This window comes from Robertmurraya sp. (genome assembly GCF_036676585.1).
Classification (GTDB): domain Bacteria; phylum Bacillota; class Bacilli; order Bacillales; family Cytobacillaceae; genus Robertmurraya_A.
Genome location: NZ_JAKFCQ010000213.1, coordinates 1 through 19,147, shown reverse-complemented (window position 1 = coordinate 19,147; position 19,147 = coordinate 1). Strand labels below are relative to the sequence as shown.

16 protein-coding genes are annotated in these 19,147 nt (G+C 39.9%); 14 read left to right on the top strand and 2 right to left on the bottom strand.

What is annotated here, in order from left to right; all coding sequences use genetic code 11:
• Positions 1-2: 2 nt before the first annotated feature.
• Together ACGLXV_RS25345 and ACGLXV_RS25340 are read right to left on the bottom strand one after the other, a co-directional pair.
• Positions 3-1,700, bottom strand: coding sequence for a methyl-accepting chemotaxis protein (locus ACGLXV_RS25345; RefSeq protein ID WP_391560805.1), 1,698 nt, complete (start codon positions 1,698-1,700; stop codon positions 3-5).
• Positions 1,701-2,476: 776 nt separating this feature from the next.
• A complete protein-coding gene (locus ACGLXV_RS25340; protein ID WP_391560804.1) occupies positions 2,477-3,655 on the bottom strand; it encodes an MFS transporter in 1,179 nt (392 codons plus the stop codon).
• A 436-nt stretch (positions 3,656-4,091) separates the two neighbouring features.
• Between ACGLXV_RS25340 and ACGLXV_RS25335 the strand changes: the two genes are divergently transcribed.
• The 14 genes from ACGLXV_RS25335 to ACGLXV_RS25270 all read left to right on the top strand — a co-directional run.
• Positions 4,092-5,429 (top strand): VWA domain-containing protein, encoded by a 1,338-nt coding sequence (locus ACGLXV_RS25335; protein WP_391560806.1) that lies wholly within the window; start codon positions 4,092-4,094, stop codon positions 5,427-5,429.
• A gap of 87 nt (positions 5,430-5,516) precedes the next feature.
• Positions 5,517-6,206, top strand: coding sequence for a hypothetical protein (locus tag ACGLXV_RS25330; protein ID WP_391560803.1), 690 nt, complete (start codon positions 5,517-5,519; stop codon positions 6,204-6,206).
• Between the two features lie 35 nt (positions 6,207-6,241).
• A complete protein-coding gene (locus ACGLXV_RS25325; protein ID WP_119706409.1) occupies positions 6,242-6,859 on the top strand; it encodes a CpaB family protein in 618 nt (205 codons plus the stop codon).
• Between the two features lie 51 nt (positions 6,860-6,910).
• Positions 6,911-8,038 carry a CpaE/TadZ family protein gene (locus tag ACGLXV_RS25320; RefSeq protein WP_391560802.1) on the top strand — a complete coding sequence of 376 codons (1,128 nt, stop codon included), beginning with the start codon at positions 6,911-6,913 and terminating at the stop codon, positions 8,036-8,038.
• 6 nt (positions 8,039-8,044) lie between these two features.
• On the top strand, positions 8,045-9,385 hold the full coding sequence (locus ACGLXV_RS25315; RefSeq protein WP_391560801.1) for a TadA family conjugal transfer-associated ATPase: 1,341 nt from the start codon (positions 8,045-8,047) through the stop codon (positions 9,383-9,385).
• On the top strand, positions 9,382-10,314 hold the full coding sequence (locus tag ACGLXV_RS25310; protein ID WP_391560800.1) for a type II secretion system F family protein: 933 nt from the start codon (positions 9,382-9,384) through the stop codon (positions 10,312-10,314). Before ACGLXV_RS25315 ends, ACGLXV_RS25310 begins: the two co-directional genes overlap by 4 nt.
• A gap of 3 nt (positions 10,315-10,317) precedes the next feature.
• Positions 10,318-11,256 carry a type II secretion system F family protein gene (locus tag ACGLXV_RS25305; RefSeq protein ID WP_391560799.1) on the top strand — a complete coding sequence of 313 codons (939 nt, stop codon included), beginning with the start codon at positions 10,318-10,320 and terminating at the stop codon, positions 11,254-11,256.
• Positions 11,257-11,292: 36 nt separating this feature from the next.
• Positions 11,293-11,496, top strand: coding sequence for a hypothetical protein (locus ACGLXV_RS25300; RefSeq protein WP_119706414.1), 204 nt, complete (start codon positions 11,293-11,295; stop codon positions 11,494-11,496).
• 26 nt (positions 11,497-11,522) lie between these two features.
• Positions 11,523-11,909: a TadE/TadG family type IV pilus assembly protein gene (locus ACGLXV_RS25295; RefSeq protein ID WP_391560798.1), complete on the top strand. Its 387-nt coding sequence runs from the start codon at positions 11,523-11,525 to the stop codon at positions 11,907-11,909.
• Entirely contained in the window at positions 11,899-12,633 is a 735-nt protein-coding gene (locus ACGLXV_RS25290; protein WP_391560797.1) for a pilus assembly protein TadG-related protein, read from the top strand. Before ACGLXV_RS25295 ends, ACGLXV_RS25290 begins: the two co-directional genes overlap by 11 nt.
• Before the next feature lie 33 nt (positions 12,634-12,666).
• Positions 12,667-14,238, top strand: a complete 1,572-nt coding sequence (locus ACGLXV_RS25285) for a hypothetical protein (RefSeq protein WP_391560796.1) — start codon at positions 12,667-12,669, stop codon at positions 14,236-14,238.
• Positions 14,239-14,254: 16 nt separating this feature from the next.
• Positions 14,255-14,545, top strand: coding sequence for a hypothetical protein (locus ACGLXV_RS25280; RefSeq protein WP_391560795.1), 291 nt, complete (start codon positions 14,255-14,257; stop codon positions 14,543-14,545).
• 277 nt (positions 14,546-14,822) lie between these two features.
• Positions 14,823-15,113 (top strand): hypothetical protein, encoded by a 291-nt coding sequence (locus ACGLXV_RS25275; protein WP_391560794.1) that lies wholly within the window; start codon positions 14,823-14,825, stop codon positions 15,111-15,113.
• Between the two features lie 450 nt (positions 15,114-15,563).
• Positions 15,564-19,147 (top strand): 5'-nucleotidase C-terminal domain-containing protein (locus ACGLXV_RS25270; RefSeq protein WP_391560793.1); only part of this gene is annotated, 3,584 nt, incomplete at its 3' end.

Below are 19,147 nucleotides of genomic sequence, written 5' to 3'. Positions count from 1 at the left end.
ACCTATAATACAAACTTATTAATCAATTGCTTCAAGTCATTAGCTAAATCATTTAAGCGAGTCGCACTGTTTGCGATTTCCTCCATAGATCCGCTTGACTGTTCAACAGAAGCGGCTGTTTCTTCAATTCCTGCGGCAGCTTCTTCTGAGACGGAGGCAATTTCAGAAATGGAATTGTTTATACCATCACTGTTAGTAGCAATTGTACCAAGAGTACGTGAAATAAACTGAACTCCATTCGCCATTTCTGAAAGAGAACGTTCAATTTCCTCAAAGGTATGACCGGTAGTAACAATTTGGTTTTTACCACTTTCCACTTCTTTGTATCCACCCTGTAGAGAGGAGGTCACTAATTTTGTTTCGTTTTGGATGTTATTAACGATTTGTGTAATGTCAGTTACGGACAATGAAACTTGCTCTGCTAACTTTCTTACTTCATCAGCTACAACTGCAAAGCCTTTACCATGTTCACCAGCACGAGCGGCTTCAATCGCTGCGTTTAAGGCTAAAAGGTTGGTCTGTTCAGCAATGGCTTTAATGACGCCTACTAACTTTGAAATTTCTTGTGATTGATCATCTAGACCCTTAACCTTTTCTACAGCTTCTTTTACGATCTGGTCAATGATGCTCATTTGGTTAATAGATGAAGTCATTAATTTACTACCATCTTTAGTTAAACCAAGCACTTTCTGTGAAGAATCATAGACGATTTCACCACTTTGATTTGCGTTTTTTACTTCGGTTGTGAATGCGCCCATTGAACTGGAAAGCTCACTCGTGATGTTGACTTGTGTCTCTGAACCAGTTGCAAGTGCCTGCATGGTAACCGCAATTTGGTTGCTTCCTTCCTTCACCTCATAGGATGTTTGTGTAAGATTATTACTTTGGTTGGATAGAGCTTCTGATACTGCACTGATATTATTAAGCATCTCTTTCAGGCTATCATTTACTCGGTTAGATGAATCTAACAACATTCCGATCTCATCTTGTGATTTTATCTCTAGTGGCTCATTACTCAAATCACCATTTGCCAGTAAATCCATGCGTTCTTTTAATATATTAATAGGCTTAGCAATGTTTCTTGGAATGACAATCGAGAAAATAATAATGATTATTAATAATAAAAGTCCAAACATCATCGAAATAAAAGAGGTGGTTTCCGCTTGCTTTAAAGCATTTATCCCATTTTCTTTACTTTCTTCTCCTCTGGCTAAAGCTAGAGTCGTCATTTGCTCAACAACTTTCATTAGCTTTGGCTCTATTTCACTCGTGAGTATGAGCTTTGCTTCATCCACATTTCCTTCTTCATAGGTTGGAAAGTATTTTTCCTCAACTATTTTGTAGATGGTCGCTGTTTGTTCAGATACTTCTTTAATAGCTGGGTCCTCGGATTTTTCCAATAAATCTTTCTGGATGGCTAAGCTAGGTTCTTTTAATCCGAAGTAAATCTGTTTATATTTTTCTTCTCCCGTTAATAAGAATCCTCGAAGCTCACTTTGTTGTTGTGTTAGAATTCCTAGCAAACTAAAATCAGAAGCCATTAACGGAATATCTTCTGCAGATAGCTCTCTTGTATGGTCCTCCATTTTGCTAATTGAGTTTATTAAATAAAACCCAAACCCAAATACCAGAATGGTAATTAGTAAAAAGACAGACATTAATTTGGTCTTAATGCTCTTAAACTTAAATAAGTTTTTCATAAAAATTACCCCATTCATATTTTTTTACGCTTTCAACTTATATCGACAAATTTCGAGAAATATTAAGTTGTTTTTTGAAAACGCTTAAAAGTAAAGTTTGAGATTTTATGCATAAAAAAGCTCCACCTTTTGTGAATATAGGGTTCCGTTTTCGGGTGCTTTCTAATTAAAAGACACATACGTCTTTTCTTTATTTATCAAGGTTTCTCAATAAGTATTGTACTCTTAAACAGGAGGGTCAAAACTCCTGTCATTTGCAGTGCAGTTTCGATCTTTATAAGCTGGTCGATAATAAGCTGCTGATTCCCGCATCTAGGATCAAGAGGGTACTCACTTTTTGGTTGGGGGGATCAGGTTAAGCACGTGAGCTGATAATTAGACGGAGAAATTCCGCTTAATTAATAATTATTATTAAAAAAAGCTTAAATAAACGGAGAAATTCCACCTATTAGCTCGAAAAATTCGAAAATGGGAGATTTTGCTTTGCATAATCGGAAAACCTCCCCTTATTTACCCCGAAACGAGCTCCATTCTGTATCTAACCGAAAAATCTCCGCTTATTTACTTTTGCTGGTTACTCGATTAAGGACAAGACATCTTAGTTCACTCAAAAATCCAAGAGAACCTCATTTTGATGCATTACGATGAACCGTAAAGAAACTCGCCAATTACTATGGCGAGTTTTACCTTTTTATATACCAATAACGAAGTCAATACGACTGTCATTTAGGCACGTATTTTAAGAAAAGCTCTTCAAAACGGAACCCTTTGTTTTATTAAAGGGGAGCTCTCGTTTCTGATTGAGGTGCTTTACGTTTGTATACCTGGTATAGAACTAGGGCAAGAAGTGAAAGAATGGCACCAGACACATAAGGAAGCTGAAGAGAAACAGAGAATAGCCATCCTCCGAGTGGTGGACCAATGATACGACCTAGTGAATCAAAAGATGACAGCAAACCGGTAGTACTCCCGTGTCCAGCACTTGATGTCTTCGTTAGTAGGGATGAGACACTTGGTCTAATAAATCCATTCCCAATACCAAAAACAGTTAAATAAATTGCTGCGGTTACAAAGCTATCAATGAGTAAAATTAAAGAAAAGCCAATAGCAGAGATCAAAATTCCGAGCTGAATAACCGCTCCTTCTCCCCATTTTTTTGTCAGCCTTCCTACAAGTCCGCCCTGAACGATGGCACCCGCAAGCCCCATAACCATAAATACGTAACCTAGCTGAGCTGGTTCAAGCCCTGCTTTTTCAGAAGCAAAGTATGCGAATGTTGCTTCTAAGCCTGCTAAGGATAATGTCACAAACCATTGTAGGATATACAAAATGGATGCTGGACCTTTTAAGGCTGAAAAGATGGAATCCTTCTTTTTATGTTGGTTTTCTTTACGTTGTTCACTTGATAGTGACTCTTTTAATACAAACAAAACAAGCAAGAAGGTAAGTACAGATGATGCCCCTGCGATAAAGAAAGGGGTATGTAAGCTTTCTTTTGAGAAGATACCACCAATCGCTGGTCCAAAAATAAAGCCTAGTCCAACGGAAGCTCCGATGATTCCCATGCCTTTACTACGGTTCTCATGTGAAGTGATATCTGCCACATAAGCCATCACTGTCGGCATGTTGGCCGCTGATAAAGCTCCCCCAATAATTCTTGCTACAAATAGCATCCATAAAGAGGAGGACATGCCCATTAAAAAGAAGGAGACAGCCAGTCCGAAGATTCCAATCATAATGACTGGTTTTCGACCAATTCTATCGGAAATTCTCCCCCAAAAAGGTGCAAAGAATAACTGCATAAGCGAGTATACCGCCATTAATAAACCTAGCTGGGTAGGAGAAGCTCCTAATTCTTCCGCGTAAAACGGCATGACAGGGATAATAATTCCGAATCCCACCATAACTAAAAACATAACTGCAAATAAAATAGGTAACGCTTTCTTAACTTCCAAAATCAATACACTCCAATAGGCTTCAATTGTTTCTTTCCTTTTTATTATAACTCTAAGATTGTGGGTGATAAAAGTCTTAACCGTACTTTGGATACGTTTAGGGGTTTTATACTATGTGTGATTTCATTCGACAAATTTCTCCCACTGGGACAGGATAAATGTTAACTTTTTTTGTAAAATAAAGATTTTTACCTAATGAACGGTATTTATCTAATAAAAAAAGGATAAAAACCCCATCTTATTCATAAAGATGCTAGTTCTTTGTATCTGTTAAAAGTCTTGAAATTGAGATTTTGATAGTTTGATAGTACCAGACAAAAATCGACAAATTGCTATGGGTCATTTGACTGAGTTTTCACTACGTGTTACTAAATAATATAGGAAAAAAATTACTTCAAAAAACAGGAAATTATGAAGGAGCGGTTTGTCTTTGAAAGTGTTTAAGCATTTCCTCCTATTATTAGTCGTTACATGTTGTACCGTAGCTTGTTCAAACAAGGAGCAAACAAAGCAGGAAGAAGAGCCGAATAAGGAAACTACAACGGCTAGTGAGGATAGTAAGGAAGAAGAGAAGGAAGTCGTTGAAGCTGTGACGTATCCTGAACAGCCTTCCGCAGCTGAAGAGATGGTTCAGCAACCGGCTGGTATCCACTCAGAGGACCTATATGCATCTCTAGAGGGATCTAATGTTGATTCTGAACTTCCCATGGGTTCTGCCATAGAGGATTTAGTGGTAGAGGATTTGGAGCCAAAGGAAATTTATAATGGGTTGATTCATTATTTAGGCGCGGATTATTCACTCGTTTTTGATTCCTTGAAAAATTTCACTCCTGACTACGGGGCGTATGATTTATCAAAGGAACAACCATCCTTTAAAAACGTAGCCATTCATCTTGACTCAAGTGGAAGTATGAATGCTCAAGTTTCCGGTGGAGTGAAGATGGACTTAGCCAAACGAGCCATTGCTACATATGCTTCTGGATTACCTGCTTCAAGTAAAGTTTCTCTTAGAGTATACGGACACCAGGGGACAGGGAGTGACAATGACAAGGCAAAATCATGTTCGAGCACGGAAATGATGTACGATGCCAATACATATGAGCAGGTTAGCTTTGAACAGGCACTAACAAAGTTTAAGCCAAGTGGTTGGACACCACTGGCAGCATCCATTGCAGCTGCCTATGAGGATTTAAAGAAATCAGCTGATGATAAGTCTGAAAACATTCTATTTGTTGTGAGTGATGGGATAGAGACGTGTGATGGAAACCCAATCGAGGAGGCTAGAAAGCTAGCAAACTCGGATTTAAAGGTTAGTGTGAATATTATCGGTTTTGATGTGGATGATGCGGGGCAGAAGCAGTTAAAAGAAACAGCATTAGCTGGAAATGGAACGTATTATACCGTTAACTCGAATGTGGAATTGAACGATACGATTGAATCATTGCTACAAGATGCAAGGGCCACCTATGAACGGAACTTTGAAAAAGCAAAAGTTGGCTACAAGGTAAATATGAAAAAAGTAGAAATTGGTCAAGGGATAGAAGATCTTGGCTCTAGCTTTATGGACGTGTCTGATTCAGAAAAAGATGTCTTATTACAGGCTGTGTCTCGACTAGAGGACCAAGAGAAAATTACCCCTGAAGTAGGAGAAGAACTACGAATCATACTTGATGATAGACATACAGCTATCAGAGAGTACATCAACCAGCTAGAAGATGAAGCAAGAGAAAAGAATAACACGAAGCATCAGGAAGTGATTTCTAGTCTGAAGTGATAAATCTCCTTTTAACAAAGGGGACCCTAAAACAATCTGAAGACTATGAAACTAGAAATTTAGATAAAGAAGGTTGAGAGGATCAAGATGAAGATTTTACTTGATGAGACGTTGGGGTTTACAACCGGGGAATTTCCTGAAGTGTTGATTAAAAAAATTACGGTGAAAGGGGGGCGCTCTCTTGAGGAAATGCTTACGAAAAAGAGAGCGTTCCTTCCTCCTACATTAACGTCTAATAATCTTGAAATTAGTGAGGAAATTGATCAGCTACGTAGCTACATGAGTGGGTCCGATGAATTGCTTTACATATACGATCCTTATGTGACCAATCAAGGAGATATAAAGAGAATTCGAAATTGGCTTTATCCAAATCAGAAGCTATTTCTTGTCGATGGAACCAAAAATCGAGGCTATGTATTTTTTCTGTTAACGAAGCTTCAGGAGAGTACATATGAAGACGTGATGATGTCCTTACGAGGAGTGAGACAACATTTTCGAATTACGACAGATCTCCATTCACACAGTCCGTCTCGCTATCTTCAATTAAAAAAACCATCAAATAAGATGTACTATTTACTTGGAAGTGAAGGAACGAAGAAGGCCATTAAGGGAAACAAGCAGGAATTAATAACAAAGGTGATAGAATATTTTCCTGCTGACCCCATATATGTGGCTTCTAGCAAGCCAGTATCTGTAAAGGAAAGCAATGTTCATACCATCACGTTAAGTGGTATTAGCCTTCCAGTACAATCAGAAACCATTGATATTTTTATTTAGGAAATGATTACATCCAATGTAACGGAGTGACCAGAATGATTGATGCCAAGAGAAAGGCCATTATATTTTTAACATTATCTTTTTTATTAGCGGTTGCCACTGCAGGCGTCATCTTGATGCAAATAACAGAAGCGCAGAAAAAACTAGGTAAAACCGTTGCGGTTGCAGCTGCAGCCAAAAATATCGGATCGTACAGTGAAATTAATGAATCGGATATTACTTGGGTAGAGCTCCCTGAAACCAGTGCCTATGAATCGTTTATTACCGATGAACAGGATTTAAAAGACGCGATTTCGGTAGTGGAAATTGAGGAAGGAGACTTGCTGACCAGCACTTTAGTGAGGAAAAAACTCGATATTCCAGAAAATGAGCGTGTGGTATGGTTAAATGCCACAGAAGCTGTACTTATTGATCAAGAGGTGGCAGAAGGGGACTTAGTTGATTTAGTTGTTGCTAGAAATGATGAGAATGACAATTTAGTAACGGAACGCTTTTTAAATAATATTCGTGTTGTTCAGGTAGAAGAGGTTAAGGAAGGAGCCCCGAGAGTAAAGATTGCTCTAACCATTGAGGAAGCTGAACGGGTCATTCATTTTCAAAACTCAGCTGTGCAGCTTCGTGTGTTACGAGTCAATCAAGCTTCAGCAGGGTGACCAGGGAATTAATACGATAGGGACCATTGCGTTGGGGAAGGTGCATAAACGGTGAGTACATTTAAAGGATTAATGATTTCAAGAAACCATGCGTGGATAGAAATAGTCAATCAACTCATGGAAGAAATTAATATGGAGATTACAGCAGTTCCTGAGTGGAAGAGGAGCTTTCAGGATAGTCAACATTACCATTATGTTTTTGTTGATTTAGATGGTGGAGTTTCTCCACAACAACTACAGGTATCGACAACAACCGTTCTTATTGGTCTTTCTGGTGAGGACGATTTCGAACAGGCTAGGACCTGGCTAGTTGGAGGAGCAAAAGACGTTATTCTTTTCCCTGAAGAAAAACAGAGATTACTAGATTTAATTAAAGTGACAAACCAACAGTTAACGTTTCAAAAAGAAACCGAAGCAGGATATGGAGCTGGTCAAGTTCACGCGTTCTACAGTGCAAAGGGTGGGAGTGGGAAGACATTATTAGCGACGATGGCTGCCCAATCCTTCAGCGTTCACCAAGACTTAAAGGTTTTAGTGATTGATTTGAATGCGCAATTTGGAAATATGGATGTCTTATTTGGCGCCCAGCCATTTCGTTCCTACTACGATTTAATTCCGGTTATGGATGAGATGGATATGCGGCACTTATTGAATATTTCTACGGTTCATGAAGAAACACAAGTAACGTTTATTTCGGGACCTGTTGATCCGACAAAAGCAGAGGCCATTCCTGATGAATTAATCACAAGATTAATCCGTGTAGCTAGATATAACTATGATGTAGTGATTCTTGACTTGCCATCCGTTATTAATAACCTGACATTCACAGGATTAAATGAGGCGAACCATATTCACTATGTGTTAACGCCAGATAGTTTAGGGATGAGAGCATTCAGAAATGCAAGCGAGCTATTCAATCGTTTTCAAATTGGAAGAAATGATGAGCTCTCTGTGATTGTAAACCGTGTTCACTCAAAATCGGAACTAAATGAATCACATATTAAAAAGATTATTGATCGTGATGTGAATGGGCTTGTACGTTCAGACTTCTTTTCTATCCAGGCGGATGTGAATATGGGAGAGTCATTTTTTAAGAAGAAAAAGGATAAAGGAACGAACAAGGTAACAAAGGACATGAAGAAATACGTGGATGAGTTCGTTAAGCGAACAAAGGGGTGATGAAGCATGTCGTGGATTGAAAAAGCAGCGGTTCGAACACCTATGAAACAACAAACACCAGCCGAATGGAATATTGGCCAATCACAGGTCGACCGGTGGGTAAGACACTATAAAAATCGACTGATTAAAGAAGCGAATTTAGAAAGCATTACGACACTTCAGCCGGTTGAGAGAAAGAAGACCATTGAACGCCTTGTTACGCAGATGATTAATGAGGAAAAAGTGATTATTACTGCGGATCAAACTGAGCAGATCATTAAGCAAATCATCAATGAGTCTGTCGGTTATGGTCCCCTTGAAAGCTTGCTTCGGGATGACAGTATTACTGAAATCATGGTCAACGGAGCAGACGAGGTATTTATAGAAAGACAAGGGAAGATTGAAAAGACGAATGTGAAATTTAAGGATAACCAGCACGTACGCCATATTATTGACCGGATTATTGCTCCATTGGGTCGAAGAATTGATGAAAGCTCGCCTATGGTGGATGCTAGACTTCATGATGGAAGCCGTGTGAATGCGGTTATTCCGCCAATCAGTGTGGATGGTCCATCGATCTCGATTCGTAAGTTTAAACAAGATCCTTTTTCGCTTGATGATCTTCAGAACTTTGGAAGCTTCTCAGAAGAGATGGCGATCTTTTTAAAAGCTGCTGTGAAGGCAAAAGCAAATATCCTCGTATCTGGCGGAACAGGGAGTGGAAAAACAACGTTATTAAATGTCCTCTCTGACTCTATTCCCCGTGGAGAGAGAATTGTCACGATTGAGGATATGGCGGAGCTGCGCTTTACGTACGATAACTTGGTTCGCTTGGAAGCTAGGCCTCCGAATATGGAAGGAAAAGGGGAAGTAACGATTCGTCATTTGGTTAAAAATGCTCTACGGATGCGTCCAGACCGAATTATTGTCGGGGAGGTTCGTGGTTCAGAAGCGATTGATATGCTACAGGCGATGAATACGGGGCATGAAGGTTCATTGACAACTATCCATGCGAACAGTCCAAAGGATGCACTTGGTCGACTGGAATCAATGGTGATCATGGCTGGTTTGCCACTAACGGTAGAGGTTATTAGAGGTTATTTCGTGGGTGCTCTTGATTTAATTGTTCAAACATCTAGGTTTTCTGATGGAAAAAGAAGGATTGTTCATATTTCTGAACTGGTGGAGGAAGACGGCGAAATCTCCATGCGTGATATTTTTCATTTCGAGCGTCAGGCCACATTAGCGGATGGAACGATTAAAGGTGAATTTAAGCCAACCGGATATGTTCCTAAAATGTATGACCGTTTCGTTTCACATGGAGTTCAAGTGCCTAAGTCACTCTTTGCTGTAGGTTTGTTGAGATGAGTACGGCATGGATGTTGTTGTCAGGCAGTATTTTTACTTTTATCACCGGGATTTTCTACATCGTAAATGGGAGAAAAGCTCGTGACACCGTTAAGCGAGTCGATTCATGGTTTGAACAGGAAAAGAAAGCAGAAAGAAAAAGCTTTGTTCTCTTGATTGGGGATAAATTTGACTCATCTGAGTTATCGGAATCTCTCCAAAAAAAATTAGTTCAGGCAGATTTAGCATTGAAGCCATCGGAATATTCGGGAATTTATATCCTTTTATTAGCACTATTAACCTTTATAAATGTATTCATTCTTGGCCTATATGTGTTTATCGGATTTCTATTTGCCTACGTCATTGTTGCCTTAGGGTCTAAATTCTTCTTAAACTCTCGAAAAGGGAAACGAATGGATACCTTTAATGAGCAACTTCCAGAAATCTGCCGAATGATGTCTAACGGAATTAAAGCGGGTCAGACGATTCCACAAGCGATGGAAATGGTTGGACGTGATGTGAAGGAACCGAGTAAGAATGAGTTTCAGCAAATGGACTATCAACTAAAGCTAGGAGATAGTCTCGAATATGTTATGAATGGGTTTAGAGAAAGAGTTCCGAGTAACGATATTACCATTTTCGTTAGTACGATTCTGATTCAGCAGCGGGTAGGTGGAAATCTAGCTGAGGTATTGTCAACGATGGCAGAAACGCTTGAAGAACGCAGTCGTGTTCATAAAGAAATTCGTACCGTAACGGCGGAGAGTCGTTCGATCGCCTATATCCTTATTTTCATGCCATTTCTCATGGCCATGATGATGAATTTATTTATTAAGGGTTTCTTGAATGTTCTTTTTACTCCATTTGGAATGATTTTGTCCGCTGTTTTTGCGGGAATTGTTAGTATTGCGTTCTTTATCATTAAGAGAATTACGAATATAAGGGTGTAAGCTATGAGATTTATAGGATTATTTTCAATGGTTATGCTCATTATCATCCTGCTTTTCTTGTTTATTAGCTTTATATATGTGTACCTTTTCATTGCGAAACGAGAAAATCTCTTACAAAACAATGGATATGTAAAGGGGAAAACTAAGCAAAAAGGTAGATTGATCGATCGAGTCATTGCACCAATTGTGAGATGGGGAAAAAAGGCTGGACCAGTAGGGATCAAATACCCTTACTTTGCCGATATTGAAAAGCACAAGAAGCTATTAGGTCAGGCCGGATATCCACTTGGGCTCCAGCTTCAAGACTTTTACGGGTTCCGTTTTGTACTCGGAATGATCGGTTTAGGGTTTGGCACGATTTACGGCTTTTTAGGGCTTCCTTTAGGAATTCCCATCATGTTTCTAACCATCTTTGGTGGTTTTTTTGGACCAAGTGCTTGGCTTTATTTTAGGGCAAAAAGTCGCCAAGAGCTGATCAGCATGATGATGCCTGATTTTCTTGATACGGTCAGTGTTACGTTATCAGCTGGTGTGAGCCTTGATGGTGCACTCAAGCAAGTGACAAAACAATTTAAAGGCCCTTTAAGTGAGGAGATTGACCGCTTCAATAAAGAGGTAGAACTGGGGGTTCCACGCCTAAGTGCCTACCAAGGGTTGATAGAAAGGAACTCTTCACGAGAATTACACTCGTTAGTCAATGCACTCATTCAAGGGACCTCTCTTGGGGTACCTGTATCGAGAACCTTTCGACTGCAGGCGGAAGACTTACGTGCTACAAGAGGTTTCTTGGCAAAGGAAAAAGCAGCCAAGGCCAGTCCGCAAATTACGCTGGTCACCACCTTTTTTATCGCTCCTGCTGTATTAGGACTGATTGTTGGTTTGCTCGCCTTAAATATTATTTATAATCCAGAAGCATTTGGCTTGGATTCATTCTTTTTTTAATAAATAAATTTAAAGATTACTAGGGAGGAAAAAATAATGATGAAGAAAACATGGAAAAAGGTCACAGGTGTTTATAATCGCTATGTAAATAATGAAGTAGGAGCTCAAGCGCTTGAGTGGGTAGCATTAGGTTTAGTTGTTTTGGCCATTATGGGTGTTATTGCCGCTGGGATTGACGGAGATACTTCAATCGGGAAAGCGATAACGGCAAAACTATCAGAATGGATTAGTGGAATGTAAGAGTTCATAGAGAGTGAGAGTAACCCATGAGGAGATTGCTAAAATCATATGTAAAAAATGAGCGCGGCTCACAAGCAATTGAATTTTTAGCGTTGTTTCCGCTTATGCTCCTATCCATCCTCCTTATATGGCAGATTGGGCTCATTTCTTTTTCATTAGTAGTAGCAGAATCTGCAGCTAGGGATGGGGCGAGGGCTGCCGCTATTCATGATGGAGAATGGCAGTCAGTAGCTAGAAAGTCAGCAGCGGGCATCAAAATTGTTGATGTTAGGGGAGGGCCTGGTACAGATGAAGCAGAGGTCATCCTTGATGTAAAGGCTCCTATTGTTAAGCTTCCTCTAATAGCGGATATTGACTTCACATTTACCGTTGATGCGGTCATGCCTATGGAGGAAAAGCCAGATGAGGATTAGACTAAATGCGCATTTGAAAAATGAAAAAGGCAGCGGAACAACCGTGTTTATGGTTGGCATGGTTCTCGCTGCTCTTTTTTTGGCCATTATCTTTTTTGATTTTTCCACTATCTTTGTGAACAAGCGCGTGACGCAAACGGGAGCGGATGCTGCGGCACTGGCGGCAGCAAAATCTTCAACCATCTCGATGAGGGAAAAATTGAAGGAAGAAACGCAAGAGGAACTGGATGAGCTAGGGGAAAGCTGGGAGGACTTTTTAGAAGCGGCGAATGCGCCTGGGGAACCACCTGCAGAAGGAGAAACCCCACCTCCTGCACCAACGACAAATGAGCTATTAAAGGATTTTATCGAAATGGTAGAGAGTCAGAAAGGCAAAACCATGCCGGGCTCCATTAAACGCTGGCTCCTCAACCATAGTGTGAGTGTAGAAGCAGAGGAAGCAATGAAATTCTTTTTTAGCGATGCTGAAGTAAGTGATATGTCCTGTAAAGCAGTACGGGACAACTTAGATGAAGCTAGAGAAGAAGCGGAAAAGTTTGCTGAGAGAAACGATAATGACAGAGTCATAGATTTTCAATTTATACCTCATCAGTTTCGGATGTATGTGGAAACCGACAGGAAGGGGAAATACACAACCGTATCAGATGAGGGTGTGCCAGCTATCAGCTCAGAGTCTTCAGCACGAATTGGCGAACCTGCTGGCTTCGACATATCTTGTAGTTAAATCTTATAAACTAAGATGAGGAGGACTGGATAGGTGCGTGATAGACAAAACCTAAGAATACTATTCACTCTTTGTGCCCTGTGGATGTTGTTATTCATTCCTTTGCAGTCGGCCATCGCAGATGTAGATGATGTAATCACCGACAATGGAGGAATTAATGAAACAGATCCTAGCGATGGATCAGATGAGTCCGCCGGTGGAGGTGGAGATGATGTCCCTTGGTGGGAAGAAGCCTGGGATAAGGTAGTGGATGTAGGAGTAGACTTGAAAGATCAATTAGGTGAAATTGGGAAAGATATCAGCAACGAGTGGAATGATTTCCTAGACTCATCAGAGCAAGTCTTTTCGGATGTTTCTGATTGGTTTGATACAAAGTGGAATGAAGCCGGAGACTGGCTAGATACAAAATGGAACGAAGCCGGAGATTGGCTAGATAAAAATAAATGGGCTCAGACCCTTATTGCAGCAGTCATTGCAACGGTAGTCATTGTGGCAGTTATTGCTGGATTGGTGGCACTTGGGGTCGTGGGAGCCATTTCCATTGCTGTCGTAGCGGTAATCGCAGTGGGTGCCATAGCTGGAGGTTTTATCTATCAGTGGATAGCAGGAGATGACTACAGCTTTTGGGGGGCATTAGGAAGCTCGACCGTTGGAGGAATTCTCGGATATTTGGGTACGGCTTCTGGTGCCTTTGCTTCTGCATGGGGATGGTTACGGGCAACCGCATGGCCAGCTGTCCAAGGCTGGGTTAGAAATACGGCGGTTCCGTGGATTGTCGGCAAATGGCAAGCGGGTGTAAACTGGGCGAGAACCGTTGCTTTTCCGTTCATCCGAACGAAGTTTACGGCTGGGGTGAATTTTGTTCGTACGAAATTTACAGCTGGGATGAATTGGATGAGAACTGTGGCTTTTCCTTGGGTTCGAGGGAAGGTTATGACTGGGTGGAATGGGGTTAAAGGATTTCTTCAGAATCCATTAGTAAAATGGGGTTTTGTATTTGGTTCCCTTGCAGGGTTCTTTTCTTCAATAGCTACAACAGTAAGGACAGGAGAGTTTAGTGTTGCTAGCCTATTAATTGATACAATTTTCGGAGGGATTACTGGGGGATTAACAGCGCCTTTCCTAATTGGGAGTTCAATAAGTGCGGGTACATTACTAGGATTATCTCTCTACGGAGGAATAGAAAATACGATTGGCGAAGCACTTAAGACAGGGTTTAATGATGGTTGGGATAAGGTAGATTGGTTTGGTTATGAAAGTGCTAAAAACTTCTTACTCGGTACGGTTGTCGCTGGATTGGCATCTAAATTAAGTCCGTACTTACAAAATTTAGGTCATGAAGTTGTGGTAGATACTGGGGCCAAATTTTTTGAAGAGTGGATAAAAAATAGTGCGGGAGATCAGATAGATAAACTATTGGATGAAAATAATTCTAATAATAAAACGAATGAAACTACCAATAAAAAAGAACCATCAGAACAAAAAGACAAGGAAAATAATATTAAAGAACCAGATAAGCAGGGTGAAAATCTAGAGAAAGATAAAGAACCTAACTTATCGACAGATTCTAAACAAATACAGCCGCCTATGGCTCCAATCCAATAGAAATGAGGTGGATAAAATGGACATAAAAAAATTCAACAAATTAACAAAAATATATCTAGTATTCTTAGTTATATCAATAATTACTTATTTCTATTTTAAATTGGAAAATGGGACGATTAATGTAGCTGAAGAAAGAACTAATCTAATTATTATGATGGTTCTAGTTCTATTTGGTACTGTAATGGTTGGAATAGGAATGACTGCAATTAAAAAGAATGAAAAATATATTGAAAAAAAATCAGTATATGGCGGAATTTCAATTGCAGTTATTTTTATACTTTGGAGATTAGCAATTAACTTTTTTTAATATTTTTCCATGGAGACAGGTGTATAGATAGAAATAGAGAAATTCTCAAGATTTAAGAATTTGTACATTGTTTCAATTGTAGTAGGATTAGGATTCTACTTCTATTTCAAAGTGGAAAACAACATGTTAAATATGCAAGAAGAAAAATATAACTAAAGCTATTGCTGCGGTATTTATTATTTTTGGGCTACTAATGAGTGTTTTCTAAAATGAGGTTCTCATAAATTATATGGAAAAGGAAGGATCGCAGTATTACTTTTGGGGGTTTTAGTTTTTTATGGATAAGAAAAAATTCTCAAAAATTACAAATCTATATCAATTTATCGTTGTAGCTGCATTTGTTATCTATGCCTATAATGTACAAGAGAATTGGAGAATCGATGTTTCAGAAGAGAAGTACACGTTAATGGCGTTTGTCATTATTTTCCTTTTAGGTGGCGCATTATCAGCGGTAGAGCTTAAGGCCTCAACAGGTAATGATAAAACAGTTTCCAAGAAGGCTATATATTGGGGGATAGCCTTTACCCTTGTATTTTTTGCATGGAGGCTAGCATTAAGATTATTTTAGACTGAAAAATTGATTAGAGTACCTAAGAGTCGTTCCATCTAAAGGATCTCTTCTAGATAGAATTTTAAGTTAATGCGACGTGTTAAAGCGTCGCATTTTTTTGTGTGAGCAAAGATATGTGTCAAAGGTCATTTTATTAGTGAATATCTGACACGACAGGAGGTTGGGCATAGGTATTTGTTCTGATTATAGAACGAAAGATTAATAGTATAATAGTAGTGTAAATTTGGAAATGAAGTGTTTACTCTTGTAAATATTGTTAGTTCTTTGTATAGATAGGGTTAAGGTTTCGTTAAAAAGAACGATAAAAGAAATGAAAATGGTAAGTTGATAGTAATACCTCATGTACTTCCTTCCGAGAGAAAGGAGGGATAGTAAATTGGTTGGTTTGGTTAGTTGGGAGTACTTATTTGAGGTTAACTATAAAAGAGATTTAGAGGAGGAACACACTTGAAGAGGCTTAGGAAACAGCTTTTTGCAGTAACAACAATGTTTGTCATGTTAATTAGTATGGTTCTCCCATATCGGGCACAGGCAGCTGAACCGATTACGGTTGCAGAGGCGATTGCGAATAATACGGGGACGGCTACTGTTGTTGGCTACATAGTAGGACATACTACAGGAAACAATAATTATAATTTTGAAGGGCCCTTTGCAGGAGATACTAATTTTGCCATAGCGGACAGTCCAACTGAAAGAGATAAATCAAAAATATTACCCGTTCAGCTCCCTTCAAGTTTTCGTTCGGAGTTTGGACTAGCAACTAATCCTGAGATTATCGGGAAAAAGGTATATGTTACTGGTACACTCGAACCTTATTTCACAGTTCCTGGGTTAAAATCTCCAACTGCCATGTCATTCGACGGCACAACCCCACCTCCAGATGAAGAAGACCCTGTAACAGGCGAAACAGGTTTGAAAATTCGCGACATCCAAGGTCAATCTCATACTTCACCTTATAAAGATAAAAATGTAGTAGATGTACCTGGCGTAGTAACTTACGTTGTAGACGGTAGTAATTTCTATATTCAAGATCCAAATCCAGACGACAATCTAAATACAGCAGAAGGATTACTAGTCTACAAGCCAACTCATGGTGTTGCTGTCGGCGATAGTGTAACGGTTTCTGGACTTGTAAAAGAGTGGGTTTTGGATGGATATGCGGAAAAGCTACAAACAGACTTGGCGATGACCGAAATTAACGCTCAATCAGGAAAGATTACGAAAGTTTCTAGTGGAAATGAACTTCCGGCTCCAATCGTCATCGGTAAGGACGTAATTCCACCATCATCTGTCATCGATAATGACAAATTTGGAACGTTTGATCCAGCAGAGGATGGCATTGATTTTTACGAGAGCCTTGAAGGAATGCTCGTTTCAATCGAAAATCCAACCGTAACTGGTCCGCAGAAATATGGAGAAGTTCCTATTATTACGGGTCAAGTGGAAGGAAAAGCGTATACCAAGGAAGGCATTCCTCTTTTAACAAAAGAGAATCAAAATCCTGAAAAAATGCTTCTTCAGCTTGATGATCGCAGTTATGTGACAAAAGCTGGTGACTCTTTTGACGGAACTGTCACAGGAGTGGTTAGCTATACATTTAGTAACTTTAAGATTCTTACAAAAGCAGCCGATCTACCAGAACTAGTAGAACGTGAAAGATCAAATGAAGTAACAACGATTGAAGAAGAGGAAGATAAATTAACGGTTGCAGCCTACAACATCGAAAACTTCGTCGCAACAGACACAGTGAAGCGTGACAAGCTAGCGAAATCAATGGTGGACAACTTGGGTTCACCAGATATTATCGGCTTAGTTGAGGTGCTTGACGAAAGCGGTGAAACGAATAACGGTGTGGTTAAAGCTGACGCAAACTATAAAGCATTAAGTGATGCGATTGCAGGATTCGGCGGACCAACTTATGCATGGACAGAAATCGCTCCAGTTGATGGGGAAGACGGTGGAGTTCCTGGTGGAAACATTCGCGTAGGCTATCTTTACAATCCTGACCGTGTTCAACTTAATGAGGCACCAAAAGGAGATGCTACAACAGCGGTTGGGTATGAAAATGGTTCACTTACCTTAAACCCAGGACGTATTGACCCAACAAACTCGGCATTCAAGAGTAGCCGTAAGCCACTAGCTGCCGAGTTTACGTTCCAAGGCGAAGAGGTGATTGTGATCAACAATCACTTTAACTCAAAAGGTGGAGATCAACCGTTATTCGGGAAAAATCAACCTCCTTACCTTGAGAGTGAAGCGCAACGTGTAGAAATTGCAAACATCGTTAATCATTTTGTCTCTGACATCAAAGAAAAGAATGAGGATGCGAATGTAGTCGTATTAGGTGACTTAAACGATTTTGAGTTTTCTGCACCACTTGCTGCATTAAAAGGTGATGATTTAACGAATTTAGTAGAAACTTTACCTGCTTCAGAAAGATACACTTACAACTATCAAGGAAATGCACAAGTACTGGATCATATTTTAGTAACAAATAACTTAGCTGAAGCAGCTGAGCTTGATATCGTAAACTTTAACTCTCCTTATATGGAAGAGCATGGACGTGCTAGTGACCATGACGCATTAGTGGCTCAGTTAGATTTAGCGGTGGAAGAAGGACCGTTCACCTTGTCCCTTCTTCATACAAATGATACACATGCGTATGTGGAACAGTTCCCACGATTAATTACGGCAGTGAATGAGCTGCGTGCTCAGAAGGAAAATAGTTTATTGCTGAATGCAGGGGATGTGTTCTCAGGAACCTTGTATTTTAGACAGTATCTAGGTCTAGCTGACTTGTATTTTATGAATCAATTAGGCTTTGATGCCATGACTCTAGGAAATCATGAATTTGATAAAGATTCTGCAACATTAGCGAACTTTATCAAACAAGCGGAGTTCCCAATCGTTTCTTCTAACGTGAACATGACAAATGATCCTGACCTAGGACCACTGTTCAATGATTCAATTGGTGGAACGAATGAACAAGGTGAGATTTTCCCAGCGATTATTAAACAAGTAGACGGGGAAGAGGTAGGGATTTTTGGGTTAACAACGGAAGATACCGCATTCCTAGCGAATCCTGGTGACAATGTTGTATTTGAAGATGCTGTTGACAAAGCAAATGAAACCATTGAAATGCTTGAAGCACAAGGTGTAGATAAAATTATTGCACTTTCACATTTAGGTTATCAGCCAGATGTAGAGTTAGCTGGTCAAGTGGATGGAATTGACGTAATCGTTGGTGGACATTCTCATACCACGCTAACAGAACCAGTTGTTATTGAAAAAGCAGAGCCAACGTTAATCGTTCAAGCCAATGAATACTTAAAATACCTTGGCGTGCTTGATGTAACTTTTGACGAAAATGGTGTAATTGCTGATTACGCTGGTGAATTAAAGGCATTAAGTGGCTATGCTGAAGATGCTGCAGCAAAGGCAAAGGTAGAAGAATATAAAGTGCCTTTAACTGAGCTTCAAAAGCAGGTGGTAGGTAGTACATCTGTCGCCTTAAATGGGGTACGTGATGATGTGCGCAGTAAGGAAACCAATCTAGGAAACTTAATTACAGATGGAATGGTAGCAAAAGCAAACGAGTTCATTCCAACATATATCGCAATGCAAAATGGTGGAGGAATCCGTGCTTCCATTGATACAGGCGATATCACTCTTGGTGAGGTATTAACTGTATTACCGTTCGGAAACAACCTAGTCACTCTAGATCTGACGGGAGAAGAAATTCTTGCTGCCTTAGAGCACAGTGTGAGTGCGCCAGGTGCTGGTGGATTCATGCAAGTAGCCGGTCTAAAATTCAAGTATGACGCCGCTAAGCCAGTTGGTGAGCGAGTATGGTATGTGGAGGCCATGACGGCTAATGGTTATGAGGAGCTGCAGTTGGATCAAACGTACCGTGTAGCGACAAATGCCTTCACTGCTGACGGTGGAGATGGATACACCATGTTTAAAACAGCAAAGGATGAAGGGCGTATTACGGAGCTGTACATTGTTGATTTTGAAGTATTTACATCTTA

What these genes read in the sequence shown, in the direction of transcription:
- ACGLXV_RS25345 (WP_391560805.1), bottom strand. Translation starts at nt 1,700, where the DNA reads ATGAAAAACTTATTTAAGTTTAAGAGCATTAAGACCAAATTAATGTCT.
- ACGLXV_RS25330 (WP_391560803.1), top strand. Translation starts at nt 5,517, where the DNA reads ATGAAGATTTTACTTGATGAGACGTTGGGGTTTACAACCGGGGAATTT.
- ACGLXV_RS25325 (WP_119706409.1), top strand. Translation starts at nt 6,242, where the DNA reads ATGATTGATGCCAAGAGAAAGGCCATTATATTTTTAACATTATCTTTT.
- ACGLXV_RS25315 (WP_391560801.1), top strand. Translation starts at nt 8,045, where the DNA reads ATGTCGTGGATTGAAAAAGCAGCGGTTCGAACACCTATGAAACAACAA.
- ACGLXV_RS25310 (WP_391560800.1), top strand. Translation starts at nt 9,382, where the DNA reads ATGAGTACGGCATGGATGTTGTTGTCAGGCAGTATTTTTACTTTTATC.
- ACGLXV_RS25305 (WP_391560799.1), top strand. Translation starts at nt 10,318, where the DNA reads ATGAGATTTATAGGATTATTTTCAATGGTTATGCTCATTATCATCCTG.
- ACGLXV_RS25300 (WP_119706414.1), top strand. Translation starts at nt 11,293, where the DNA reads ATGATGAAGAAAACATGGAAAAAGGTCACAGGTGTTTATAATCGCTAT.
- ACGLXV_RS25295 (WP_391560798.1), top strand. Translation starts at nt 11,523, where the DNA reads ATGAGGAGATTGCTAAAATCATATGTAAAAAATGAGCGCGGCTCACAA.
- ACGLXV_RS25290 (WP_391560797.1), top strand. Translation starts at nt 11,899, where the DNA reads ATGAGGATTAGACTAAATGCGCATTTGAAAAATGAAAAAGGCAGCGGA.
- ACGLXV_RS25280 (WP_391560795.1), top strand. Translation starts at nt 14,255, where the DNA reads ATGGACATAAAAAAATTCAACAAATTAACAAAAATATATCTAGTATTC.
- ACGLXV_RS25275 (WP_391560794.1), top strand. Translation starts at nt 14,823, where the DNA reads ATGGATAAGAAAAAATTCTCAAAAATTACAAATCTATATCAATTTATC.